The organism is Streptomyces luteireticuli (genome assembly GCF_041519305.1).
Lineage (GTDB): Bacteria > Actinomycetota > Actinomycetes > Streptomycetales > Streptomycetaceae > Streptomyces > Streptomyces luteireticuli.
In genome coordinates, this window is record NZ_CP167927.1 from 3369846 (window position 1) to 3394428 (window position 24583).

Sequence of the window (24583 nt, forward strand, 5' to 3'; positions counted from 1 at the left end):
CCATGTCCGACTACGCCCACTACCGGACCGGCGAACCCCTCGCCGACACCAAGGCCCCCGACGGCCCGATCGCCGAACGCTGGGACCGCCGCCGCTTCGAGGCGAAGCTCGTCAACCCCGCCAACCGCCGCAAGCACACCGTCATCGTGGTCGGCACGGGGCTGGCCGGCGGCTCGGCCGGGGCCACGCTCGCCGAACAGGGCTACCACGTCATCCAGTTCTGCTACCAGGACTCGCCGCGCCGCGCGCACTCCATCGCCGCGCAGGGCGGCATCAACGCCGCCAAGAACTACCGCAACGACGGCGACTCCATCCACCGGCTCTTCTACGACACCGTCAAGGGCGGCGACTTCCGCGCCCGCGAGTCCAACGTCCACCGCCTCGCCCAGATCTCCGTCGAGATCATCGACCAGTGCGTGGCCCAGGGCGTGCCGTTCGCCCGCGAGTACGGCGGGCTGCTGGACACCCGGTCGTTCGGCGGCGTGCAGGTCTCGCGGACGTTCTACGCCCGCGGCCAGACGGGGCAGCAGCTGCTGCTCGGCGCCTACCAGGCGCTGTCCCGGCAGATCGCGGCCGGCACCGTCGAGATGCATCCGCGCACCGAGATGCTCGACCTGGTCGTCGTCGACGGGCGGGCGCGCGGGATCGTCGCCCGCGACCTGATCACGGGCGCCGTCAGCACCTACTTCGCCGATGCCGTGGTGCTGGCGAGCGGCGGCTACGGCAACGTCTTCTACCTGTCGACGAACGCCAAGAACTCCAACGCCACGGCCGTCTGGCGGGCGCACCGGCGCGGCGCCCACTTCGCCAACCCGTGCTTCACCCAGATCCACCCCACCTGCATCCCGCGCTCCGGCGAGCACCAGTCGAAGCTGACGCTGATGAGCGAGTCGCTGCGCAACGACGGCCGCATCTGGGTGCCGAAGGCGAAGGGCGACACGCGCCCGGCGGCACAGATCCCGGAGGACGAGCGCGACTACTACCTGGAGCGGATCTATCCGTCCTTCGGCAACCTCGTCCCCCGCGACATCGCCTCGCGCGCCGCGAAGAACGTCTGCGACGAGGGGCGCGGCGTCGGCCCCGGCGGCCAGGGCGTCTACCTGGACTTCGCGGACGCGATCGGGCGGATGGGCCGGAAGGCCGTCGAGGCCAAGTACGGCAACCTCTTCGAGATGTACGAGAGGATCACCGCCGAGGACCCGTACGAGGTGCCGATGCGGATCTATCCGGCGATCCACTACACGATGGGCGGGCTGTGGGTCGACTACGACCTCCAGACCACCGTCCCGGGCCTGTTCGCCATCGGCGAGGCCAACTTCTCCGACCACGGGGCGAACCGGCTGGGCGCCTCGGCCCTGATGCAGGGCCTGGCCGACGGCTACTTCGTCCTCCCCTCGACGATCAACGACTACCTCGCCCGGCATCCGCACGACGAGGTCCCGGCCGACCACCCGGCGGTGACGTCCGCCGTCGCCGAGGTGACGGACCGGCTGGCGCGGCTGCTGGCCGTGGACGGCGACCGCACGCCCGACTCCTTCCACCGCGAGCTCGGCGAACTCCTGTGGGACGAGTGCGGGATGGCCCGTACGGACGCGGGGCTGCGCAAGGCGCTCGGGCGGATCCCCGAGCTCCGGGAGGAGTTCTGGCGCCGGATCAAGGTGCCGGGCACGGGCGAGGAGCTCAACCAGTCCCTGGAGAAGGCCAACCGTATCGTCGACTACCTCGAACTCGCCGAGCTGATGTGCCTCGACGCCCTGCACCGGACCGAGTCCTGCGGCGGCCACTTCCGCGAGGAGAGCCGGACGCCGGAGGGCGAGGCCGCGCGCAAGGACGAGGAGTTCTCCTACGCGGCGGCCTGGGAGTTCACGGGGACGGGCGCCGCTCCCGTCCTCCACAAGGAAGACCTGCACTTCGAGTACGTCCACCCCACACAGCGGAGTTACGCGTGAAGCTCACCCTGCGCATCTGGCGCCAGCGCGACGCGGACACGGCCGGCGCCATGACCGCCTACGAGGTCTCCGGCATCAGCGAGGACATGTCCTTCCTGGAGATGCTGGACCACCTCAACGAGGAGCTCATCCTCTCCGGCGACGAACCCGTCGCCTTCGACCACGACTGCCGCGAGGGCATCTGCGGCGCGTGCGGCATGGTCATCAACGGCCAGGCGCACGGGCCGGAGCGGACGACGACCTGCCAGCTGCACATGCGGCACTTCAGCGACGGCGACACCATCGACGTGGAGCCCTGGCGGGCGGCGGCCTTCCCGGTGGTGAAGGACCTGGTCGTGGACCGGTCGGCCTTCGACCGGATCATCGGGGCGGGCGGTTACGTCTCCGTCCCGACCGGGGCCGCCCCCGAGGCGCACGCGACGCCCGTCCCGAAGGACGCCGCCGACCTGGCCTTCGAGCACGCGGAGTGCATCGGGTGCGGCGCCTGCGTGGCCGCCTGCCCCAACGGGTCGGCGATGCTCTTCACTTCGGCGAAGGTCGTGCATCTGAACGTCCTGCCGCAGGGCGGTCCGGAGCGGGAGTCGCGGGTGCTGGGGATGGTCTCGGAGATGGACGAGCAGGGGTTCGGCGGGTGCACCAACACCGGTGAGTGCGCGACGGCCTGTCCCAAGGGGATCCCGCTGTCGGCGATAGGGATGCTCAACCGGGAGTACCTGCGGGCGTCGGTGAAGGGGGCGGGCAAGCGACGGTAGGCGCCGCTGCCGCCCTCCTTATGATGGGCGGCATGACCGCCGACCTTCCCGAACCCGCCCCCGCGACCCCCGCGTTCCGCGCCTCGCACGCCGAGCGCGACGCCGTCGTCGAGCGCCTCCAGGAGGCGGCCAACGAGGGCCGGATCGACTTCGCCGAGCTGGACGTCCGGGTGGAGCGGGCGCTGAGCGCCAAGGACCGGGCGGAGCTGGCGCAGCTCGTCGCCGACCTGCCGCCGGTCCCCGGCGCCGACCCGGGGGAGCCGGTCGTCCTCAAGGGCGGCATGTCCGGCGTCGTCCGCACCGGTGCCTGGACCGTCCCGGCGGCCATGACCGTGAACGCCGGAATGGGCGGCGCCGTCCTCGACTTCACCCGGGTCACCACCCGGCTCCCCCAGGTCGAGATCCGGGTGAAGGCCAAGATGGGCGGCGTCAAGATCCTCGTCCCGGAGGGCTGGGCCGTGGACACGGACCGGGTGGACCCCGACATGGGCGGCGTCAAGAACCGGACCACGGCGCCGGGCGAACGGCTCCCGGGCACCCCGCTGATACGGCTCACCGGCAGCGCCGGGATGGGCGGCGTGATCGCGCGCCACCCCAACGCGTGGGAGCTCCGCAAGCTCAAGCGCGCGCAGAAGCGCTAGGTCGTGTCCGATGGGTCGGTGCGGGCCCTGCGGCGTCTGGTGCGGTGGATCGCAAGGCGGAGCATCACCCGCGTACTGGGCGTACTCGGGTGATGCGACAACGCGGCGAGGTGCCGTGCCGGACGTCGCAGGGCCTGTGCCGACCCATCGGACACGACCTAGCAACGGCCCCTGTGGCGCGCGCCCTTGGCCGCCCCACCCGCTTGATCTAGATTCACGCGAGCAGATCAATAGGGGATGGGAGTACGCACATGCGTACAGCAGACAGAACCGAGTTGAGCCCCGCACGTCTCGCCGGCCTGACCGTCGCACCCTTCGCCGCCGGCCTGGCCGTCACCGTCGTCGCCTACTTCGTCCTGCGGGACGGGCTCCCCCGCCGCATGCCGACCCACTTCGGCACGGGCGGTGCGGACGACTACGGGTCCCCGGGACAGGCCATGGCCGGGAATCTGGTGGTGTATGCCGTCGAAGGGGTGCTCTTCCTGATCAAGTCCCTGACCGACGAGGAACAACGGGCCGTCCGGCCGACGCTGATCGCGGCGTGGGCGGTCTCCGTGACCACGACGTACTTCCTGTGCAGCCTGCTCGTCGCGGGCGACGCGGCCGTACCCGCCTACCAGTACATCGCCGCCCCGGCAGCCGGTGGCGCGGTCGCCTCCGTCGGCTGGTTCCTGTCGCGGGGGAAGGCGTGAGTGCCGTCTCGCTGCGCGAAGGGGACGCGCTCCGGCCGGAGTTGAAGAGCGGCGGCCGGTTCGTCGTCACCGTGGACGACGCCCGCACCGCCGCCGAACTCGTCCTCCACCACCTGCGGCGCCGCGCCCGGGGCCGCTGAGGGCCCCGGGCGCGGCGCCCGTTCGCGCGTCCGTCAGCCGGGCAGACGCCACAGCTGGCCGCCGCCGAAGCCGCGGTCGCAGTTGTAGGCGTGGAGGGTGTCGCCCTGGCCGTCGGCGGTCAGGCAACCCCCGTTGGGGTAGCCGTTCTCCATGTTGTAGACGGAACGGATCTTGTACCAGCCGTTGCCGTAGTCCTCGAAGCGCCACAGCTGGTTGGTGCCGCCGTGGTCCTTGACCAGGTGCAGGTTCCAGCCGTTGGGGACGACGTCCATCACCATGGCGCCCCGGTAGTCCGTCTCGATCTGCCAGCGGCCGTTGCCCTTGTCCCACAGGGCCCACTTCTGGGCCTGGTTGCCGTTGGGGCCCAAGGCCTTGATCCTGGTACCGGCGCTGGTGCTGGCTCCGTCCAGGTCGGCGGCGAGGCCCTTGTCCGAGATCAGGGACGTGACCCGGCCATGGGCGGGCTTGGTGCCGCTGCCGGCGTTGCGGGCGTCGGCCGCGTCGTGTGCCGACTTCTGGCTCCTGGTGGGGAACCAGTAGGTGTACTTGTCCGAACTGCTGCCCGCCGTGCCCGTGGAGTGGGTGTGGCCGTAGTGGCGCCAGTTCTGGTAGCCGTAGTTGCCCTCGTCGCTCCAGACCTGGCCGTCGGAGTCGAAGACGTAGACGTCGTAGGAGGCGCTCGCGTCCTTGCCCTGGTACTGGACGGTGCCGAAGCAGTTGGACTTCTGGAGGATGTTCTCCTTGAAGCCGCGACCGGCCCGGAAGATGCTGATGTTGTACTCACCCTTGGTGAGGTACTCCAGCTTCTTCTCCAGGCTCTCCACGAAGCCCGCCTGGTCGGCGCGCGCCTCGGCGCTCTTCCGGGACTCGTCGATGAGGGCCTTGACGAAGTTGGCCCCCGTGAAGATCCCGCCGATGAAGGCCCCGGCCTCGAGCCCGAGCCCGCCCTCGGAGCTCCTGGGGGTGATGGCCCCGGTCCTGACCACGGGCTTGCTCACCCCGCCGACGAATTGGCGGCATTCCACACCGCTGGTGACGTCGGCGGAGGCCGTGGTGGGCACGGCGACGCCGAGGGCGGCCGTGGCCGTGAGCGCCGTGACGGCGACCGTCAGCGCTCGGGTGACTCTGCGAAACATGGAGTTGGTTCGACTTCCTGGTGTGAAGGGCCCGGGCCGCGAGCCCGGAAAGCGATTCACAGGGAAGCTACGAAGTGTCGATATACAGCCGATCAACGCTCTATTTATCCCGAAGGGATGCGATCGGCCCGGCCTGCCCCGGCCTGCCCCGCCCTGAGCCGGACGGCCGGGGCGGGGCGGGGCCGCGGATCACGGCGTCAGGCAGTCCACGGGGACCTGTACAGAAACGGCGATGGGCGACTCGACAGGCCCCATGGCCTCTCCGGAGGCACAGGAGCGGTGGCCGTCCGGGCCCGGCGCCGCACCCGCCGGCGAGACGGCAAGGCCGAAGAAGGCGAGAATCCCCAGGAAGACGACGACGGGACGACGCATGAACACCCCCACGGTGACGCACAGTTGCGTTGCCGATGAGCCTCCCCGAGGGCGGGCAAGCCCAAGCGCTTTGTCACCCGTACGGGTTGCCGCGCCCGCGCCGCGGGAGGAGGGCCGGGGCGCGACAACTCCTCCCCGGGGCCCGGCATTTCAGCAACGGCCGACCAGGGCGTGTGCCGATCCATCGGACACGCCCCAAGAGGCGTACCGCCTCAGAGCCCCCGCTCCCGCACCCACTCCGCCAGCACCTTCGCGCAGCCGTCCACCGACTCCTGCCACGTCTGCCCGGCCCCGGCCCCCGCCTCGTCGCTCACGTGCTTGATCAGGCGGATCGGCACGTCCGCCCGCCGGGCGACCGTGACGAGCGCGTAGCCCTCCATGTCCACCAGCTGCGCGTGCTCCGCCAGCCGCGCCCGGGCCGTCTCGTCCGCGACGAAGAGGTCGCCCGTGGCCAGCGTCGGGCCGTCCGAGGCGCCGTCCACCACCAGGGCGTCGCCGTACGTCCGGCCGGTCAGCGCCTTCAGCACCGGGGTGTCGATGTCGTGCTGGATGACCTGCGCGATCTCGTGCGTCCCCATCCAGCCGGGCTCCAGCGCGCCCGCCGTCCCGAGGTTGAGGATCTCGGAGGGGCGGTCGCCCCGTGCCAGGACCGTCGCCAGCGAGGCCGCCGCGTTGACCTTGCCTATGCCGGTGAGCAGCACGGGGAGGTCCGTGTCGAGGTGGGCGGCCTCCTCCTGGACGGCCAGGACGAGCAGCGGGCGGTCAGGGGTGATCGTTCCGGTGAGACGCATGCGGTCCATCATCGCAGGGGGCGCGATCAGCCCTCGAACGGCTTGACCTCGGACGCGGACGGGGCGGTGATCTTCACAGGGGCGCCGAAATCCTTGAGGACCACGATGTTGTGGCCCTTCTGGCCGCCGGCACCCATCCACTGTTCCAGGCGGACGACACGACCGGCCCTGTTGACCCACAGATCGCAGTCGATCTGCTGCAAGCCCTTGGTCCGCATGTTGTTGTAGAGCTTCGGGTCCGCCTTGCGGGCCATGTCCTGGGTGAGGGTGCCCGAGAGCCGGTACGCGGCCTCGCCGCCCTGCTTCTCGACGCCCTTCCGGGCGGAAGGGCCGAGGTCGAGCATCATGCGGGTGTACTTGTCGAAGTCCTGGGCGCCGTCGTCGCCTCCGGCGGGCAGCTTCGTCCAGCGGCCGCCGGTGTCGAAGTTCACGATCCTGCCCCGGCCGTAGGTGCCTTCCGGCGTGGCGATCATCTCCATGTCGATGCCCAGCTCCACCGGGGCCGCCGGGGCCGAGCGCATCCGCATCGAGGCGGTCATCGGCGTGTTGAGGTTGGCCCGTCCGGAGATCGTGATCGTGTGCCTGGAGCCGACGTACGTCTTCGCGTCCATCTGCACGGAGTACGGCGCCGGGTCGGCCTTCCTGACGGCCTCCTCGACGTCGAACCCGTCGGCCGGGGCGGACGAGGACGGCGCGCCCTTCACCGCGTCCGCCACCTTCCCCGTCTTCGCGGAGCCGCATCCGCCGAGGGTGACGACGGCCGCCGTCGCGGCGACGGCGGCAGCGGTGACGACACCGGCACGTCGTATGCGGATGCGCAGGCGCATGAAGGCTTCTTCTCCTGGGACCACGATGAGGGGGACGCGACATCTTCCCCCGAAGCGCGTGTACGGCACAAAGTGATTTGCCGTCACGTAAATCCCTCAGTTCAGAAAGGTGTTGATCAACTCCAGCCACTCCCCCGGCCGCTCCGCGAACGGCAGGTGCCCGCTCTCCAGCCCGGCCCACTCCGCTCCCGGGATGCCGTCCGCCAGCTCCCGGTGGAGGCGGGGCGTCACGAGCGTGTCGTACGCCGTCGAGATCACGAGCGTGGGCACCCGGATCCCGGCCAGGTCGGCCGTCACGTCGACTCGTTCGGCCAGCTCCACATGGTCGTCCGTCCCGGGCGGAATCGTCGCCGCCGCCTGCTTCAGGGCCGCGTCGAGGGCGTCCTGCGGGACGGCGTCCAGGGCGGGCGCGCCCATCCCGATCAGGGAGACGTACGCGGCCAGCTTCGCGTGACCGTCGTCCTCGGCCAGCAGCTCGCGCCACAGCCGCGCCGCGAGGCGGAAGCGCGGGTTGGGGCGGGCGAAACCGGCGGTGAGGACGAGGGCGGTGACGCGCTCGGGGTGGCGGGCCGCGATGCGTACGGCGACGGCGGAGCCCAGGGAGTAGCCGCTGACGGCGAACGTGTCGACGCCCTCCTCGTCGGCGGCGGCCACGAGCCCGTCGGCCAGCCCGTCCAGGGTGAGCGGGACGTCGGAGCGCGGGGTGCGGCCCGTACCGGGGAAGTCGGGTCCGACGACGGTGCGGTGCGCGGCCAGGCCGTCCATGATCGGGCCGTAGTTGGCGTCGATGCCGCCGCCCGCGCCGTGGGCGAGCAGCAGGCCGGGGCCGGTGCCGCGGACGATGCGGCCGAAGGGGGAAGTGTTCTCTGGCGAGGTCATGACGGGACGCTAAAGCCTGACACCGGTGTCAGAGTCAACCCGCGCCCCGCGCCCGCACCGCGTCCCGCGCCACCGCCGTCAGCCACGCCTCCGCGTCGGCGATCAGCAGGAGATCGGCGGTGGAGCTGTCGGCGGTGGAGGTGCCGTCGGCGGCGCGGAGCGGGCCGGAGGCGCGGGCGGGGTTGGGGTCGGCGAGCGGGCCGGGCGCCCCGGGACGGGCCAGCGCCCGCGCCGAGCGGACGCACTCCCCTGCCACCCGCTCGGCGAGGGCGGCCAGTTCGGCGGCGGCCTCCGGCGGGGGCGGGCCGTGGCCGCCGCCCCGGTGGCGGCCGAGGAGCAGGGCACCGCCGGTGACGACGTCGTACCCGGCGAGCATGTACGCGCCCCACGGCGGGTCGGTGGAGCCGTGCTGCCGGGCGGCGCGTTCGCCGCTGTACTCCAGGTGCGTCGCCTGGGCGAGGAGCATGGCGCGGCGGGCCGGGAGCAGCACGTCGGAGCCGTCGTCGTGGACGGCGTGGCACAGCCGCCCGGCCACGGCCCGGCATCCGGCGGCGGAACGGAGGAGGAACTCTCCGACGTCGGCGCGGAGTTGTCCGTACGCGCCGCGCGGCCAGGCGAGCAGCCCGGCCGCCGCGCCGATGAGGCCGCCGACGACGACGTTGACGAAGCGGAGCGCGGGCAGGTCCCAGCCGGGGTAGGAGACCTGGCCGAAGAGGACCATGAAGGTCAGGGTCATGACCGCCTGGGTCCACATCGGTCCGGCGACGGCGCCGAAGCTGAAGCCGAGCAGGAAGACGACGGGCGTCAACACCGCATAGACGAGCGGGCGTTCGCCGACCGCCTCCAGCATGCCGACGGAGACCAGGGCGCCGAGCGCGGTCCCGGCGAAGGCGGGCAGCAGGGCGGCACGGGTGTCGGCGGCGGAGGTGCGCATCAGGCTGAGCGTGGCGAGCAGCACCCAGAAGCCGTGCGGCAGGCTCAGGGCGCCGGCGACGAGCCGGGCGCAGGCCAGGGCGGCGGCGATGCGCAGGGCGTTGCGCAGGAGGACGGAGCGCGGGGTGAGGTGGACGGACAGCCTGCGCCACCACCAGACGGCGGAGGGGACGGCGGCGTAGGCGAACGGGCCGAGGGACCGGCGCCCGTGGGGGTCGGGGCGGTCGCCGAGCGCGATGCGGGCGGCCTGCCGGACGACGAGCGCGCCTTCGGCGACGGCGCGGACGGCGGCGTCCTGGCGCAGCCGCTCGGGAGAGGGCGCGGCGGCGATACGGCGCGCCCGTTCCGCGTCGAACGCGGCTACAGCGTCGGCGAGTTCGCCGGATGCTCCGGTGACGGCCGGGGAGCCGGAGTGCAGGGCGTCGGCGGCGTGCCGGAGAGTCGCGGCGGAGAGCCGGAGCAGATGGGCGGCGTCGGCGTCGGGTGCGTGGACGTCGACGGCCACGCCGTCGAGCCGGGTGCGGACGTGGCCGACGGCCGCACGGGTGTGGTTGAGGCCGCGGTCGCGCAGGGAGACGGAGGCGGGGCGGGAATCGGGCGGGACGCGGGAGAGGACGGCGGCCTCCAGGGCACGGTCGGTCTCCAGCCCGGCCTCCCGGACGGCGGCCGGGTCGCCCTCGCTCCCCAGGAGGCGCGCGGCGGCGGAGCAGTAGACGGCCAGGGCGGCCGTCGCGTCGGCGAGGAAGGTGCGGTACGGGACGGGGAGCGGGTCGCGCCACAGCAGCAGGTCCACGGCGATCGTGAGCAGGAAGCCGATGGTGAGACCGGCCAGGCGGTCGCCCAACTGGCCCGGGACGTAGGGCGGGAAGCACGGCAGCACGTAGTACAGCTGGAGCGCGGCGGCCACGGCGGCCGGGCGGGGGCCGCCGGCGCTCAGGAAGGAGACGACGAAGCCGACGGCGAGCAGGCCGAGCGCGGCCGTCCAGTCGTGGGCGGCGAGCAGCGTGCCCGCGGTGACGGCGAGCAGGCCGGCGGGGAGGGTGAGGAGCAGGGTGCGGGCCCGCAGCAGGGGCGGGCCGGGCAGCTTGCAGAAGAGGACCAGGGGCAGGGCGCCGAAGACGGCGAACATCGCCATGGTCTGCCGGTGCAGGGCGTAGGTCAGGACATAGAAGGCCGGGCAGCCGGCCAGGACCACCCATACGGCGCGCCGCACCGCCGACGGCCCGTCGGGCTGCCGCAGCAGCCACGCGACGGGCCGGATCACGGGGCACCGGCGGGGCGGTGACGGCTCACACCGCCACCCTAAACACCCCTTTTGTCACCGCAACCCGGGGCGGCCGGCCGGCCTACGGGGGCCGGGCCCCGCGCAGGGCCGTCCGCTCAGCGCGCTCCGAAGACCTGCGTCCACCGCGGGCCGCCCGGGGCGTGGTTGACGCCGACGCCGATCTCCTTGAAGGAGCAGTTGAGGATGTTGGCGCGGTGGCCGGAGCTGTGCATCCAGCTGTCCATCACGGAGGCGGCGGACTGCTGCCCGTAGGCGATGTTCTCGCCGTACGTCATCCAGTGGTACCCGGCGGCCGTGATGCGGTCGCCCGGGCCCTTGCCGTCGGGGTTCGTGTGGTCGAAGAAGTCGCGTGCCGCCATGTCGTCGGAGTGGCCCTGGGCCGCCCGGTCGAGCTGTGCGTTGGAGGTGAGCGGCGAGCAACCCGCCTTGGCGCGCTCGGCGTTGACGAGGTCGGTGACCTGCTGCTCCAGCGAGCCGCCGGAGGCGGGGCGGGGGTCCGGCTTCGGGGTCGGCCGGGCGCTGCGCGCGGGCGACGGGGTGGGCGCGGCCGTGGCGGGGGTGGAGCTCGGGCGGTCCGGACCGGGGGTGGGCCTCGCGGAGGGGGCGTGGGTCCTCTCCCCCTTGTCCTTCTCCTTCTTCTTGCCCTTCTCCGCGTCCTTCGTGGGGGAAGCGGAGGGGGTGGCGCCGGGGGACGCGGACACGGTCGCCGTCCGGTCGTTCAGCGGCACCACCCGGCCCGCGTCGCTCGCAGCCTGGGTACGGGGCTCGGTCACGGCGGGGTCGTCGCCGAAGAGGTTCGAGCCGATCACGGCCGCGCCGGTGACAACGGCGAGGGCGGCGGCGCCGACGGCGACCCGCCTGCCCTTCGTGCCGCCCTTGGCGGGGCGGCGGCGGGACGCCCGGTGACCGCCGGTGCGGGCGGGCGCCGGTGCGGCGGACACGGACCCGGTGGCGGCCACGGACTGGGTGGCGGCCACGGACTCGGTGTGCAGCACCGTCGCGCCGCCCCACCAGTGCAGCAGCGCGCCCGTGACCGGGACGAGGCCGAGGCCGACGAGCAGCCCCTCGGCCGGGACGAGCGCCGACCAGGCGCCGCCGCAGGCCGCGCAGGTGCGCGCGTGGCGGGCGACGCGCTTGCGCCACAGGGCGGAGGGGACGCCGTCCCAGGGGGCGGCGAGGGCGGCCAGTTCGGGGCAGCGCGGGGTGGCGGCGAGGGCGCGGACGACGCCGCGGGCGGTGTCGAGCCGCTCCTTGATGCGCTGGACGCGGACGGCGGTGTGCTGCGGGGTGAGACCGAGCGCGGCGGCGACCTCGGCCCGGGTCAGCTCGCCGGCGGCCTCCAGCCACCACAGCGAGAGGACCTCGCGCTCCCCTTCGTCGAGCCAGCGGGTCGCCTCGGCGACCTCGCGGCGCTGGCCCTCCAGGCCGAGCCGGACGATGGTCACGGCCACGAAGTCGGACGACGGGTCGGGCACCTCGGCCGGCCGGTCGCCGTCCGGGGTCTCGGGGAGCTTCGCGCGCCAGTGCGCCCGTATCTGATTGGTGGTGATGGCGACCAGCCAGGAGCGGAAGCCGGCGGGGTCGCGGAGGTCGCCCAGGCCGTTGACGACGCGGAGCATCGTCTCCTGGACGACGTCGTCCACGTCCGCGTGGCCGCCCAGGGCCCGGCCGACGATGTTGTAGACGAGCGGCAGGCAGGCGGCGACGAGTTCGTCCTGCGCCGCCGTGTCCCCGGCCCGCGCCGCCTCGATCCTGGCGGCGTCGATCTCGGTCCTCACGCCTTACGCACCTCTTTCCGTTGGTTGCCGGCGTCGGTGGCCGACTCCTAGGAGATGGAGGGGCGGGGGGCCGGATAACAGAAATTCCGAAAACTTTTCGGGGAGCGTACGGGTCCGGGGACGATGGACCCAAGCGTTCCCATCGTCCGGAACCGGATCATCCGGAACGTAAGCTCGGACGCATGCCCTGGCTGAGCGCGCTCAAAGACACCGCCCGATCCGGGCTGACCGTGGAGCGGGCCAGGCTCGAACCCCTCGTCACCCTCCGCGCCGCCGGCGGCGTCGCCCTCGTCGTGGCGCTGCTCCTCGCCTTCGGCAGCCCGGCCCTCGCCGTCTCCTCCGCCTTCGGCGCGTTCGCCGCGGGGCTAGCGACGTTCCAGCAGAGCTGGCGGCCGCGTCCGGTGCTGGCGCTGGGGGTGGCCGCCGGGCTGGGGCTCAGCACCTTCCTCGGCTACCTCGCCGCGTACAGCCATGTCCTCTTCGTTCTCCTGCTGGCCGTCTGGACGCTGCTGGCGGGCATGGCGTGGGCGGTCGGCCCGGTCTCCGGCCTGGTCGCCACGCAGACCGTGGCGGTCATGCTGGTCACCGTCACCCTGCCCACCTCCGTCGCGGGCGCGGCCGAGCACGCCGCCCTGATCTCCGTCGGCGGCGTCGTCCAAGCGCTGCTCATCGTGCTGTTCCCGATCAGGCCCTGGGGGCGGCAGCGGGACGCGCTCGCCGACGCGCTGGCCGCGGAGGCCGACTACGCGCGCCGGCTGCGGCACGACCCGGTGGCCCGCTTCGATCCGCAGCCGCTGATGGAGGCACGCAGCGCCGCCGAGCTCACCCCGCGTCAGGCCCGCAACCGCCCCCGCGAACTCGCCGGCCCGCGCGGGCTCGCCGAGCGGCTGCGGCCGGTGCTGGCGGCGCTGGCCGACCCGGTGGTCGGGGCGCCCGCCGAGGGTCCGCAGCGCGACCGGGTCCGCGACCTGCTGGCCGCGGCGGCGAGCGTGCTGGACGCCGTCGCCCGCGCCATCCGCTGGGGCCGCCCGGTGCGGCTGCCGCCCGAGGCGCTGGCCGTGCTCCAGGTGCCCGAGGAGGGCCCGATGCTCGACGGCGCGGCGCGGCGCTCCGCGTACCGGCTGATCGCGCTGCTGGGCGACGTGGTCGAGGAGAGCGACGAGCCGGTGCGCACCGCCCGCCGCGCGGGCGAGCGCCGTCCCCTGCTGCGGCCGACGGTCCCCCGGCTCGTCCCGGTCGCCCTGCGGGCGGTCCGGCGCGAGGCCACCTGGTCGTCGCCCGTCGCCCGGCACGCCGTGCGGGTCGCGGTCGTGGCGTCCGCCGGCTATGTGCTGGGCGCCGCGCTGCCGCTGGGCCACGGCTACTGGGCGCCCATGGCCTCGGTGATGGTCATGCGGCCGGACTTCGCCCAGACCTATTCGCGCGGGGTCGCCCGGTTCGCCGGCACGGTCGTCGGTGTGCTCCTGGCGGCCGCGCTGGCCACGCTGCTCCACCCGGGGGTGTATGTGTCCGCGGCGCTGGCGGTGGCCTGCGTCGGGCTGCTGTATCTGCTGATGGGCACCGGTTACGTCGTGGCCTCCGCGTGCGTCGGCGCGTACGTCGTCTTCCTGCTCGGCATGGTCGGCGAGGGCTGGTCGCAGACCGTGCAGGCCAGGGTGGCGCTGACGCTGCTGGGCGGGCTGCTGGCGATGGCCGCGTACGCGGTGTTCCCGGTGTGGGAGACCCGTCGGCTGCGCGACCGTCTCGCCGACTGGCTGGCCGCCAACGGCGCGTACTGCCTCGCCGTCCTCGACGCCTACGCCCGCCCGGCCGACGTCCGCCCGCGCCGGGTGCGCGACACCCTGCTCGACTCCCGTGCGGCGCGCACCGCATGGGAGGAGACGGCCGAGCGCGCCCTCAAGGAGCCCGTGCGGCACCGGGGTCTCTCCCGTACCGCCGAGCGCGCGAGCGACGCGGCGCTGGCCACGATGGGCCGGGTGACGATGCTGATGGAGGCGCACATTCCGGACCGTGACGCCCAACCCTCCCCGTACGCCGGGAAGTTCGCCGACGCCCTGGGCGCCGCCCTGCCCGACGCGGTGGCCGCGGTGCGGGAGCGGCGGGCCCCGGACTGGACGGGCCCGCGCGCGGTGGTCGCCGACTGGTACGCGGCCGAGGGCGACCGGGGCGTGGCGGTGCGGGGCGCGGAGCTGCTGGTGGACGCGCTCGACGAGCTGGCCGCGGCGCTGTCGCCGGGACCGGGCGGGCGCAACCGGGCGGCGCGCCGGACCTGAAGGCCGGCCCTTTCGGCCGGATCCGAAGCCGGTCCTGAAGCCGGATCCGAAGCCGGACCTGAACTCGCACCTGAACTCCGGCCCCGTCAGCCGACGAACAGCCGGTCGAGATGCCGGTCCATCAGCTCCAGCGCCTCCTCGGGCGTGATCACCTCCAGCAGCGCGGAGCTGGTCAGCCCGTCCGTGAGCGCGATCAGCAGCATGGCCTCGGTGTCCGGGTCGAGCCCGGGCACCGTGTCGCCGGCCTCGGCGGCCTGCCGGAACTGGTCGGCGAGGAAGGCGCGCAGCGCAGGCTGGCCCTCCTGCGCGTGCCGGCGCAGCCGCTCGTCGCCCAGGGCCCGGATGAAGTAGGCGATGCCGACCAGGAGTCCGGTGCGGGACTCGTCGTCCAGCGGCAGCATCCCGGCGGCGCACTCGCGCAGGACCGTGCGGGGGGCGGGCTCCTCGGTCAGGGCGGTGATGCGGCGGCGGATGCGCTCCTCGCCCAGGGTGCTGATGTGCTCCAGGGCGAAGACGATCATCTCGTCCTTGCCGGCGAAGTAGTGCTGCAGCTGCCCGAGCGAGATGCCGGCCTCGGCGGCCACGTCCCGCAGGCTCGCGCCCTCCAGGCCGCGGGTGCTGGCGATGCGCCAGAGCGCGCCGGCGATCAGCCGGCGCCGTTCCTCGTGGTCCACGCGCTTGGGCACCGCGGGCGCCACCTCTCCATTTTCCAAGTCGAACGTATTGCCATACCCTACCGGGAGCAGGATTCAATACGATCGACTTGAAAAGAAGCGTGCGAAGAGAAACGGGGGCACCCACGCGATGACCGGCACCCAGATACGCCTGCGCCCACCGCGCCACCGCGTCGACCCCCGCGCCCGCCGCTGGTGGGCCGCCCAGGCGCTGCTCACCGTCACCGGACCACTGCTGCTCACGGCCACGGCCCTGCTGGTGCTGTCCGCGCTGTTCTTCCCCGGCGCCCTGCCGTGGCTCGCCCCGCTGGTGGCGGTGGTCCTGGTCGCTCCCGCGCTCTCCTACCAACTGGCCATGCCCGCCTGGCGCTACCGCGTCCACGCCTGGGAGGTCGGCGAGTCGGCCGTCTACACCGCGAGCGGCTGGTTCCTCCAGCGCCGCCGCATCGCACCGCTGTCGCGGGTGCAGACCGTGGACACGGAAATCGGCCCGCTCCAGCGGCGCTACGGGCTCGCCACCGTCACCGTCACCACCGCCTCCACGGCCGGTGCCGTGAAGATCGCCGGGCTGGCCGAGGAGGACGCGCGGGCCATGGCCGAACGCGTCGCCGAGGCGGCCCGCGCCGTACGGGAGGACGCCGCGTGAACAGCCCCCGGCACACGGGCGGTTGGCGCCGCACCGACCCCCGCACCCCGCTCGCCCACTGCGCCTGGCTCGGCGCCCCGCTCGGCTCGCTCGCGCTCACCGCGCTGGCCACCGGCGGGCACCCGGGCGCCAGGGCATGGATCACCCTCGCCGTACTCGGCGCCGTCTTCGCCGCCATCACCGGTGCGGGAGCGCTGAGTTGGCGCCTCACCCGCTACCGCGTCACCGCCGACGCGATCGAGCTGCGCACGGGCCTGTTCACCCGGCGGGTCCGCGCCGTCCCCCTGCACCGCGTCCGCAACGTCGACCTCACCGCGGGCCCCGTCCTGCGGCTCCTCGGCCTGGTCGTCCTGCGCGCCGGCACCGGCGGGCACGGCGGCGAACTGAAGCTGGAGGCGCTGGGCCGGTCCGCCGCGGAGCGGCTGCGCCGCGAACTCCTCGCCCGCGCCGGGTCGGTGGACGCGGCCGAGCCCGTCCTCTCCACCGCCGACCCGCGCCGGCTGCGCTACGCGCCGCTCACCTTCTGGGTGTTCGGCGGCGTCCTCGCGGCCGCGGGGGCGGTGTGGCGGGCGCTCGACGGGATGGGGATCGAGCCGTGGCGGATCGGCGTCGTGCGCCACGCCTTCGACGCGTTCGGCCGGAGCGCCTTGTGGCTGACGATTCCGGCGGGGCTGCTGATCGTCACGGCCCTCGGGGTCGTGGGCGCGGTCGCCCTCTACGCCGAGAACTGGTGGCGGTACCGGCTGGAATGGTCCGACGACGCGACCCTGCGCGTCCGGCACGGCCTCTTCACCACCCGCTCCGTCTCGATCGAACGGACCCGGCTGCGCGGCGTCGCCCTGCGCGAGCCGCTGCTGCTGCGGTACGGGGGCGGCGCGACGGTACGGGCCGTCGCCGGCGGCCTCGGCAACCGCGAGGAGAATCGCAAGCGCAGCGTGCTCCTGCCGCCCGCGCCGCGCTCGGAGGCGGTACGGGTGTGCACGGGAGTGCTGGGCGAGACGGTGGAGACGGGCGGGTTGCGGGCCCACCCTCCGGTGGCGCGCCGTCGTCGTGTCGTACGGCTGCTGGTCTGGGGAGTCGCACCGGTGGCCGTGACGCTGACGGTGCTCGGGGCGCTGCTGACACCGGTGTTGGTGTGGTGCGCGGTGGGGTGGGTGCTGGTCTCCGTGCCGGTGGCGTACGGGCTGGCGGGCGCGGCGTACCGGGCGCTCGGGCACGCGGTACGGGGTCGGTGGCTGGTGGTGCGGGCGGGTGCGCTGAGCGGCGAGACGACGGTGCTCGACCGGGCGTCGGTGCTGGCGTGGACCTTCACGGACACGCCGTTCTCCCGCCGGGCCGGAGTGGTGACCGCGACGGCGGCCGTCGCGGCCGGTGAAGAGGGCTACCGCATAAGGGACATGGCCGCCGGGGAGGCGGCCGGATTCGCGGAGGAGGTGACCCCGGGGATGCTGCGGGAGTTCATGACGGTCACGACACCCGGGTGATGCGCACGAAGCCGGGGGATCGCCTCCTGGAGATGGAGATCCCCCGGCCGTCGCCTACCTACCGATGACTGGGAAACCCCAGGTCCACTCCCCCGTCCTCCGGGTCCGGCCACCGCGTCGTCACGACCTTGCCGCGGGTGTAGAAGTGGACGCCGTCGTTCCCGTAGATGTGGTGGTCGCCGAAGAGCGAGTCCTTCCAGCCGCCGAAGGAGTGGTAGCCCACCGGCACCGGGATCGGCACGTTCACCCCCACCATCCCGGCCTGCACCTCCAGTTGGAACCGGCGGGCCGCGCCCCCGTCCCGAGTGAAGACGGCCGTCCCGTTGCCCCAGGGCGAGGCGTTGATGAGCGCCACGCCCTCCTCGTACGTCTCCGCGCGCAGCACGCACAGCACCGGGCCGAAGATCTCGTCACGGTAGGCGTCCGCGTCCACGGGGACCCTGTCCAGCAGGGACAGGCCGATCCAGTGCCCGTTCTCGTACCCCTCGACCGTGAAGCCGGTCCCGTCGAGGACGACCTCGGCGCCCTGCGCCGCGGCGCCCTGCACATACGAGGCGACCTTGTCGCGGTGGGCCGCGGTGATCAGCGGGCCCATCTCGGACGCCGGGTCGTCCCCCGGCCCGATCTTGATCTTCTCGGCCCGGTCCCGGATCCGGGCGACGAGCTCGTCCCCCGTGTCCCCCACCGCGACCACCGCCGACACGGCCATGCAGCGCTCGCCCGCGGACCCGTACGCCGCCGACACCGCCGCGTCGGCCGCCGCGTCCAGGTCCGCGTCGGGCAGGACCAGCATGTGGTTCTTGGCGCCGCCGAGCGCCTGGACGCGCTTGCCGTGGGCGGAGGCGGTGGCGTGGATGTACCGGGCGACGGGCGTCGAGCCGACGAAGGAGACGGCCGCGACGTCCGGATGCTCCAGCAGCCGGTCCACGGCCGCCTTGTCGCCGTGCACGACGTTGAGCACACCGTCCGGCAGCCCCGCCTCCGCGGCCAGCTCCGCGAGCAGGACCGCGGCGGAGGGGTCCTTCTCGCTCGGCTTGAGGACGAACGTGTTGCCGCACGCGATGGCCAGCGGGAACATCCACAGCGGAACCATCGCCGGGAAGTTGAACGGCGTGATGCCCGCCACGACGCCCAGCGGCTGCCGGATCGCCGCCACGTCCACCCGGCTGGAGACCTGGGTGGACAGCTCGCCCTTGAGCTTCTCCGTGATGCCGCAGGCGAGTTCGACGATCTCCAGCCCGCGCGCGACCTCGCCGAGCGCGTCGGCGTGCACCTTGCCGTGCTCGGCCGTGATCAGCCGGGCGATCTCCTCGCGGTGCGCGTCCAGCAGCGCGCGGTAGGCGAACAGGATGCCCGTGCGGGTGGCGAGCGAGGACGTCCCCCAGGTGGCGAACGCGTCCTTGGCCGCGGCGACGGCGGCGTCCACCTCGGCGGGCGAGGCCAGCGCCACCTGCGTGGTGACCTCGCCGGTCGCGGGGTCGGTGACCGGGCCGTACGCGCCGGAGGCGCCCTCGGCGGTGCGGCCGCCGATCCAGTGGTCGACGGTCTTCAACTTCGTCATCTTCGGCTCAGCGCCTCTCGCGTCGGGTCGGGGGTTGGAGATCGGGGATCGGGTGGAGGAAGGCGGCGGGCACATCCCACCACGTGGGGGCGGGGGGCGCGCCCGGCACACTGTCGGCCGTTGGGGCTGTTGCATGGACACTTCCCCCTCCCCGCCCTTTCACCGTTTCCGCAGGGGCTGCGCCCCTTCGCAACCCCGGTGGCGCGCGGGGCGCGGGCCCCCTGCCCCCCCCGAAGCGCCCTGCGGGCGCTGTCCTCAAACGCCGGACAGGCTGGATGGTTGCCCCTGCCCCGCCCTTTCACCGTTTCTTCCGGGGAGACCCCGGACCCCGTCCGCCCTCCGGGCGGAGTCCTCAAGCGCCGGACGGGCTGAATATCAGCCCGTCCGGCGCTTGAGGACGAGCGGCGGAGCCGCGACAAACGGGGTCCGGGGCGGAGCCCCGAAAAGGGGGCCAGGGGCGAAGCCCCGGAAGCAGGGGCGCAGGGGGCGCAGCCCCCGCCGGGGCGCAGGGGCGCAGCCCCGCCCACCGCGGCGAGCCGCGGTGGGCGGGCCGAGGGGGCGGAGCCCCCGGAAGAAACGGTGAAAGGGCGGGCCAGGGGCAAAACCCCCCACCCGAACACCACGTCTCCCCACCGTCACAACCGTCACCACCCCGTCCCCTCCCCGCAACAACCGCTCCACAGCCGTGCCCCACCGATCACCCCCCACCCCCCACCCCGCCAGGCTGGCTGATCACGAACGAACGGCAGCGCCGCGGTCCCCCCACCCGACGGATCCCCCTTCCGTTCCCGCGGCGCCGCGGAGAGGCGCGAGAGATGACAGACCGTCGACTCTGGTCCTACAGGGAGATCGCCGCACACATCGGAGTCCAGACCGACACCGTGCGCTCGTACCGCAAGCACGGCCTGATGCCGGCCCCCGATCTCACCGAGGACGGCAGACCGTACTGGTTCGCCGACACGATCCGGCTGTGGGTCGCCGCCCGGCCGGGCAACCGGGCCCGGCGCGGCGACCGGGGCAACTGACCGGCCGCGGAGCGTCCCGGGGACAATGTCGATGCAGTTGCCAAGCGGTTCGACATCCACCGAGGAGCACAGCATGACCCACGGCACGACGACCCTCACCACCGCCTACAAGGTGACGGGCATGACCTGCGGCCACTGCGAGGGCGCGGTCACCGAGGAGCTCTCCGCCCTCGACGGGGTCGCCTCGGTGACGGCGGAGGCCGCCACCGGGCTGGTCACCGTCGTCTCCGCCGGCCCGCTGGACGACGAGGCCGTCCGCGCGGCGGTGGACGAGGCCGGTTACGAGCTCGTCGGCCGCGCCTGACCACCCCTGGGCAAGGACCCTGTTTTCTTCAGGGTCCTTGCCTATTTATGTCCCCGTTTGCCGACGAAAACGAGAGACCTAGATCACAGCAATTCCGGGGTAACCATTCCGGGGGTGGATTGGTCTAACCAGGCAGTGCTGGATCGTCTTGGGGGACGGGCCGGCCACGCGTGGCCGGGGCACGTACCCGGGGAGCTTTGAGCGGCCCTCCCGTCCGTACGTTGTCCCGGCAGATCGCGTGCGGAGCACCGGGCGCCCGGTGCGCACAGACTCCCGGACGGATCCCGTGGGGGGAATCCGTTCCGGGACGAAAAGCGCCCCGCTCCGACCCGTGGGGGGATCGGAAGCGGGGCGCTTTTCATAGATGTCATGTACATCCGTCACATACATCCCGTGTCGGTGGCACTTGATTCGTTCTTCGTTTTCGCGTTTTCACCGACTTTGCCGGCACCTTTGCCGGGCAACGGAAGCGGCGCCCCGCCCCCGGACGGGGCGGAGCGCCGCAGCACGGACCCTGCGGGTCAGCGGTTCTCGACGGGCACGAAGTCGCGCTCGACGACACCGGTGTAGATCTGGCGCGGGCGGCCGATGCGGGAGCCCGGCTCCTTGATCATCTCGTGCCACTGGGCGATCCAGCCGGGGAGCCGGCCGAGCGCGAAGAGCACGGTGAACATCTCGGTGGGGAAGCCCATCGCCCGGTAGATCAGACCGGTGTAGAAGTCCACGTTGGGGTAGAGGTTGCGCGAGACGAAGTAGTCGTCGGAGAGCGCGTGGTCCTCCAGCTTGAGCGCGATGTCCAGCAGCTCGTCGGACTTGCCGAGCGCCGAGAGGACGTCGTGCGCCGCCGCCTTGATGATCTTCGCACGGGGGTCGAAGCTCTTGTAGACCCGGTGCCCGAAGCCCATCAGGCGGACGCCGTCCTCCTTGTTCTTCACCTTGCGGATGAAGGCGTCGACGTCGCCGCCGTCGCGCTGGATGCCCTCCAGCATCTCCAGGACGGACTGGTTGGCACCGCCGTGCAGCGGGCCCCACAGGGCGTTGATGCCCGCGGAGATCGAGGCGAACAGGTTGGCCTGCGAGGAGCCCACCAGGCGCACCGTCGAGGTCGAGCAGTTCTGCTCGTGGTCGGCGTGCAGGATCAGCAGCTTGTCCAGGGCGCTGACCACCACCGGGTCCAGCTCGTAGTCCGCGGCCGGCACCGAGAAGGTCATCCGCAGGAAGTTCTCGACGTAGCCGAGGTCGTTACGCGGGTAGACCACCGGGTGACCGACGGACTTCTTGTACGCGTAGGCCGCGATCGTGGGCAGCTTGGCGAGCAGCCGGATCGTGGAGAGGTCGCGCTGCTTGGCGTCGAACGGGTTGTGGCTGTCCTGGTAGAACGTGGACAGGGCGCTGACCACCGAGGACAGCATGGCCATCGGGTGGGCGTCGCGCGGGAAGCCGTCGTAGAACCGCTTGACGTCCTCGTGCAGCAGGGTGTGCCGGGTGATCTCGTCCTGGAAGCGGGCGAGCTCGTCGGCGGTGGGCAGCTCGCCGTTGATCAGCAGGAACGCGGTCTCGAGGAAGGAGCTGCGCTCGGCGAGCTGCTCGATCGGGTATCCGCGGTACCGCAGGATGCCCTGCTCGCCGTCCAGGTAGGTGATGGCGGACTTATAGGCGGCCGTGTTGCCGTAGCCCGAGTCCAGGGTCACCAGACCGGTCTGGGCACGCAGCTTCCCGATATCGAAGCCCTTGTCGCCGATGGTGCTGTCGACCACCGGGTAGGTGTACTCGCCGTCCCCGTAACGCACTACTACAGAGTTGTCGCTCACGTCATCCCTCACCGACGTTGTGCCTCTTCTTTGAGGTGCCCTGACTACCCCTACCTTCCCCCATTTGGACGTGGTACGTGCACTCGGGGTCGGCCATAGGGCCCATGGGCGGCACTGAGTGCCGTCCGGCTGGCCATCCTGCCCCCTTCGCCCCGATTGGTAAACCGGTCAGAGACGAACACCACCTCCAACAGCGAGCCGGTGATCGAGCGCGGTGCACCGTCGGCCCGCGCCGACGGTGCGCACCGCCTGCCCCAGAGCCCGCCGCGAGCCCACCAGCACCACGAGGCGCTTTGCCCGGGTTACGGCCGTATAGAGAAGATTGCGCTGGAGCATGGTCCACGCCCCGGTGGTCACCGGGATCACCACCGCCGGATACTCGCTGCCCTGCGACCGATGGATCGTCACCGCGTAGGCGTGGGCGAGCTCGTCGAGCTCGTCGAAGTCGTAGCCGACCTCCTCGTCCTCGTCGGTGCGCACGGTGAGGCGCTGCTCGACCTCGTCGAGGGCGGTGACGACGCCGACCGTGCCGTTGAAGACGCCGTTCTCCCCCTTTTCATAGTTGTTGCGGATCTGGGTGACCTTGTCCCCCACGCGGAAGACACGGCCGCCGAAGCGGCGCTCGGGCAGGTCGGGGCGGGCGGGCGTGATCGCCTGCTGGAGCAGGCCGTTGAGGGTGCCGGCGCCGGCCGGGCCGCGGTGCATCGGAGCGAGCACCTGGACGTCCCGGCGGGCGTCGAGGCCGAAGCGGGACGGGATCCGCCGGGCAGCCACGTCCACCGTGAGCCGGCCCGCCTCCTCGGTGTCCTCCTCGACGAAGAGAAAGAAATCGGACAGACCTGAAGTGATCGGAAATTCGCCGGAATTGATCCGGTGGGCATTGGTCACCACGCCCGACTGCTGCGCCTGCCGGAAGATGCGGGTGAGACGGACGGCGGGGACGGGGCTGCCGGGGGCGAGGAGGTCGCGCAGGACCTCGCCCGCGCCCACGGACGGCAGTTGGTCCACGTCCCCGACGAGCAGCAGATGGGCGCCGGGCGGGACGGCCTTGGCCAGCTTGTTGGCCAGGAGGAGGTCGAGCATGGACGCCTCGTCGACCACCACCAGGTCGGCGTCCAGCGGGCGGTCGCGGTCGTACGCCGCGTCGCCGCCGGGCTTGAGCTCCAGCAGGCGGTGGACGGTGGACGCCTCGGCGCCGGTCAGCTCCGCGAGCCGCTTGGCGGCCCGCCCGGTGGGCGCCGCGAGCACCACCTTGGCGCGCTTGGCGCGGGCCAGCTCGACCACCGAGCGCACGGTGAACGACTTGCCGCAGCCCGGGCCGCCGGTGAGCACCGCGACCCTGCTGGTCAGCGCCAGCCGGACCGCCTCCCGCTGCTCCGGGGCGAGGTCCGCGCCGGTGCGTCCGGCCAGCCAGCCGAGGGCCTTCTCCCAGTCCACGTCCGCGAAGGCCGACAGCCGGTCCTCCTCGCAGCGCAGAAGCCTCGACAGCTGGGCGGAGAGGGAGAGTTCGGCGCGGTGGAAGGGGACCAGATAGACGGCGGTGACCGGCTGTCCGTCCTCCGGGCCGGGGACGGTCTCGCGGACCACCCCCTCCTCGTCCGCGGCGAGTTCGGCCAGGCACTCGATCACCAGGCCCGTGTCCACCTGGAGGAGCTTGACCGCGTCCGCGATCAGCCGCTCCTCCGGGAGGAAGCAGTGGCCCTGGTCCGCCGACTGCGAAAGGGCGTACTGCAGACCGGCCTTGACGCGCTCGGGGCTGTCGTGCGGGATGCCGACGGACTGCGCGATCCGGTCCGCGGTGAGGAAACCGATGCCCCAGACGTCGGCCGCCAGGCGGTACGGCTCGCTCTTGACGACGGAGATGGAGGCGTCGCCGTACTTCTTGTAGATCCGGACGGCGATGGAGGTGGAGACCTCGACGGTCTGGAGGAAGAGCATCACCTCCTTGATCGCCTTCTGCTCCTCCCAGGCGGCGGCGATCTTCTTGGTGCGCTTGGGGCCGAGGCCCGGGACCTCGATCAGGCGCTGGGGCTCGGTCTCGATGACGTCGAGCGTCTCCAGCCCGAAGTGCGTGGTGATGCGGTCGGCGAAGACCGGGCCGATGCCCTTGACCAGGCCCGAGCCGAGGTAGCGGCGCATGCCCTGGACGGTGGCGGGGAGGACGGTGGTGTAGTTCTCCACCGTGAACTGCCTGCCGTACTGCGGGTGCGAGCCCCAACGGCCCTCCATCCGCAGCGACTCGCCGACCTGGGCGCCGAGCAGCGAACCCACGACCGTGAGGAGATCGCCGGCACCGCGGCCGGTGTCCACGCGGGCGACCGTGTAGCCGTTCTCCTCGTTGGCGTAGGTGATGCGCTCGAGCACCCCTTCGACCACCGCCAGTTGCACCATGGATCCGACGCTACAGCGGCCCACCGACAGTCCCGGGTCCCGGTGCAATGCTCCCGGTGCAATTCGAGGGGCCCGGTCCGACGACCGGGCCCCTCGCTTCCCCCCTCCGGCTCCCCCTGCTCCCCCCGGATGCCTCCCCCCGGGAAGCCGGATGCCACATACGACCCCTGACGGAGCCGTGGGGTTGCAGCCTGCGCGAAGCGTTGCCAATCCTTTACCCAAGGTGGTGGCCCGGGCG

Annotated in this window: 21 protein-coding genes; 10 read left to right on the plus strand and 11 right to left on the minus strand. The window is 72.7% G+C overall.

Features of this window, described 5'->3' with window-relative positions:
- Positions 1-2: 2 nt before the first annotated feature.
- From AB8735_RS14820 to AB8735_RS14840, 5 genes are all read left to right on the plus strand, one after another.
- Positions 3-1949, plus strand: coding sequence for a fumarate reductase/succinate dehydrogenase flavoprotein subunit (locus AB8735_RS14820; protein WP_372407789.1), 1947 nt, complete (start codon positions 3-5; stop codon positions 1947-1949).
- Entirely contained in the window at positions 1946-2701 is a 756-nt protein-coding gene (locus AB8735_RS14825) for a succinate dehydrogenase/fumarate reductase iron-sulfur subunit (RefSeq protein WP_344031200.1), read from the plus strand. The genes AB8735_RS14820 and AB8735_RS14825 overlap by 4 nt, the downstream gene beginning before the upstream one ends.
- Positions 2702-2733: 32 nt before the next feature.
- Positions 2734-3342 (plus strand): DUF1707 domain-containing protein, encoded by a 609-nt coding sequence (locus AB8735_RS14830; protein WP_372407792.1) that lies wholly within the window; start codon positions 2734-2736, stop codon positions 3340-3342.
- Between the two features lie 251 nt (positions 3343-3593).
- Complete coding sequence (locus tag AB8735_RS14835; RefSeq protein WP_372407793.1) at positions 3594-4034, plus strand: hypothetical protein; 441 nt, start codon at positions 3594-3596, stop codon at positions 4032-4034.
- Complete coding sequence (locus AB8735_RS14840; RefSeq protein ID WP_372407795.1) at positions 4031-4174, plus strand: hypothetical protein; 144 nt, start codon at positions 4031-4033, stop codon at positions 4172-4174. The genes AB8735_RS14835 and AB8735_RS14840 overlap by 4 nt, the downstream gene beginning before the upstream one ends.
- A 33-nt stretch (positions 4175-4207) precedes the next feature.
- Here the strand turns inward: AB8735_RS14840 and AB8735_RS14845 are convergent, their stop codons facing one another.
- The 7 genes from AB8735_RS14845 to AB8735_RS14875 all read right to left on the minus strand — a co-directional run bounded on the left by AB8735_RS14845 (position 4208) and on the right by AB8735_RS14875 (position 12176).
- Positions 4208-5311, minus strand: coding sequence for an RICIN domain-containing protein (locus AB8735_RS14845; protein ID WP_372407797.1), 1104 nt, complete (start codon positions 5309-5311; stop codon positions 4208-4210).
- 189 nt (positions 5312-5500) lie between these two features.
- A complete protein-coding gene (locus tag AB8735_RS14850; RefSeq protein WP_372407798.1) occupies positions 5501-5683 on the minus strand; it encodes a hypothetical protein in 183 nt (60 codons plus the stop codon).
- Positions 5684-5895: 212 nt separating this feature from the next.
- A complete protein-coding gene (locus AB8735_RS14855; protein ID WP_344028338.1) occupies positions 5896-6474 on the minus strand; it encodes a nucleosidase in 579 nt (192 codons plus the stop codon).
- Positions 6475-6500: 26 nt separating this feature from the next.
- Positions 6501-7301 (minus strand): hypothetical protein, encoded by an 801-nt coding sequence (locus AB8735_RS14860; protein ID WP_372407799.1) that lies wholly within the window; start codon positions 7299-7301, stop codon positions 6501-6503.
- Between the two features lie 96 nt (positions 7302-7397).
- Positions 7398-8180: an alpha/beta fold hydrolase gene (locus AB8735_RS14865; protein WP_372407801.1), complete on the minus strand. Its 783-nt coding sequence runs from the start codon at positions 8178-8180 to the stop codon at positions 7398-7400.
- A gap of 34 nt (positions 8181-8214) precedes the next feature.
- On the minus strand, positions 8215-10377 hold the full coding sequence (locus AB8735_RS14870) for an FUSC family protein (protein WP_372407802.1): 2163 nt from the start codon (positions 10375-10377) through the stop codon (positions 8215-8217).
- A gap of 116 nt (positions 10378-10493) precedes the next feature.
- Positions 10494-12176 (minus strand): sigma-70 family RNA polymerase sigma factor, encoded by a 1683-nt coding sequence (locus AB8735_RS14875; protein WP_372407803.1) that lies wholly within the window; start codon positions 12174-12176, stop codon positions 10494-10496.
- A 182-nt stretch (positions 12177-12358) separates the two neighbouring features.
- Here AB8735_RS14875 and AB8735_RS14880 point away from each other — a divergent pair, with 182 nt between their 5' ends.
- Positions 12359-14449, plus strand: coding sequence for an FUSC family protein (locus AB8735_RS14880; RefSeq protein ID WP_372407805.1), 2091 nt, complete (start codon positions 12359-12361; stop codon positions 14447-14449).
- 86 nt (positions 14450-14535) lie between these two features.
- Here the strand turns inward: AB8735_RS14880 and AB8735_RS14885 are convergent, their stop codons facing one another.
- Positions 14536-15135, minus strand: coding sequence for a TetR family transcriptional regulator C-terminal domain-containing protein (locus tag AB8735_RS14885; RefSeq protein WP_344028356.1), 600 nt, complete (start codon positions 15133-15135; stop codon positions 14536-14538).
- Positions 15136-15253: 118 nt separating this feature from the next.
- Between AB8735_RS14885 and AB8735_RS14890 the strand changes: the two genes are divergently transcribed.
- Both AB8735_RS14890 and AB8735_RS14895 read left to right on the plus strand, forming a co-directional pair.
- The gene (locus AB8735_RS14890; RefSeq protein ID WP_372407806.1) at positions 15254-15769 is read left to right on the plus strand and encodes a PH domain-containing protein; all 516 of its coding nucleotides are present in this window, start codon (positions 15254-15256) and stop codon (positions 15767-15769) included.
- The gene (locus AB8735_RS14895) at positions 15766-17253 is read left to right on the plus strand and encodes a PH domain-containing protein (protein WP_372407807.1); all 1488 of its coding nucleotides are present in this window, start codon (positions 15766-15768) and stop codon (positions 17251-17253) included. The genes AB8735_RS14890 and AB8735_RS14895 overlap by 4 nt, the downstream gene beginning before the upstream one ends.
- Positions 17254-17311: 58 nt before the next feature.
- On the opposite strand, the gene mmsA is transcribed toward AB8735_RS14895, so the two are convergent.
- Entirely contained in the window at positions 17312-18814 is a 1503-nt protein-coding gene (gene mmsA / locus AB8735_RS14900) for a CoA-acylating methylmalonate-semialdehyde dehydrogenase (protein ID WP_344028366.1), read from the minus strand.
- Positions 18815-19629: 815 nt separating this feature from the next.
- Here mmsA and AB8735_RS14905 point away from each other — a divergent pair.
- Together AB8735_RS14905 and AB8735_RS14910 are read left to right on the plus strand one after the other, a co-directional pair.
- Complete coding sequence (locus AB8735_RS14905; protein ID WP_344030107.1) at positions 19630-19839, plus strand: MerR family transcriptional regulator; 210 nt, start codon at positions 19630-19632, stop codon at positions 19837-19839.
- Positions 19840-19870: 31 nt separating this feature from the next.
- On the plus strand, positions 19871-20143 hold the full coding sequence (locus tag AB8735_RS14910; RefSeq protein WP_372407808.1) for a heavy-metal-associated domain-containing protein: 273 nt from the start codon (positions 19871-19873) through the stop codon (positions 20141-20143).
- Positions 20144-20664: 521 nt separating this feature from the next.
- Here the strand turns inward: AB8735_RS14910 and AB8735_RS14915 are convergent.
- Positions 20665-21954: a citrate synthase gene (locus AB8735_RS14915; RefSeq protein WP_344030114.1), complete on the minus strand. Its 1290-nt coding sequence runs from the start codon at positions 21952-21954 to the stop codon at positions 20665-20667.
- Between the two features lie 168 nt (positions 21955-22122).
- On the minus strand, positions 22123-24345 hold the full coding sequence (locus tag AB8735_RS14920; protein WP_344030117.1) for an ATP-dependent RecD-like DNA helicase: 2223 nt from the start codon (positions 24343-24345) through the stop codon (positions 22123-22125).
- Positions 24346-24583: the final 238 nt, after the last annotated feature.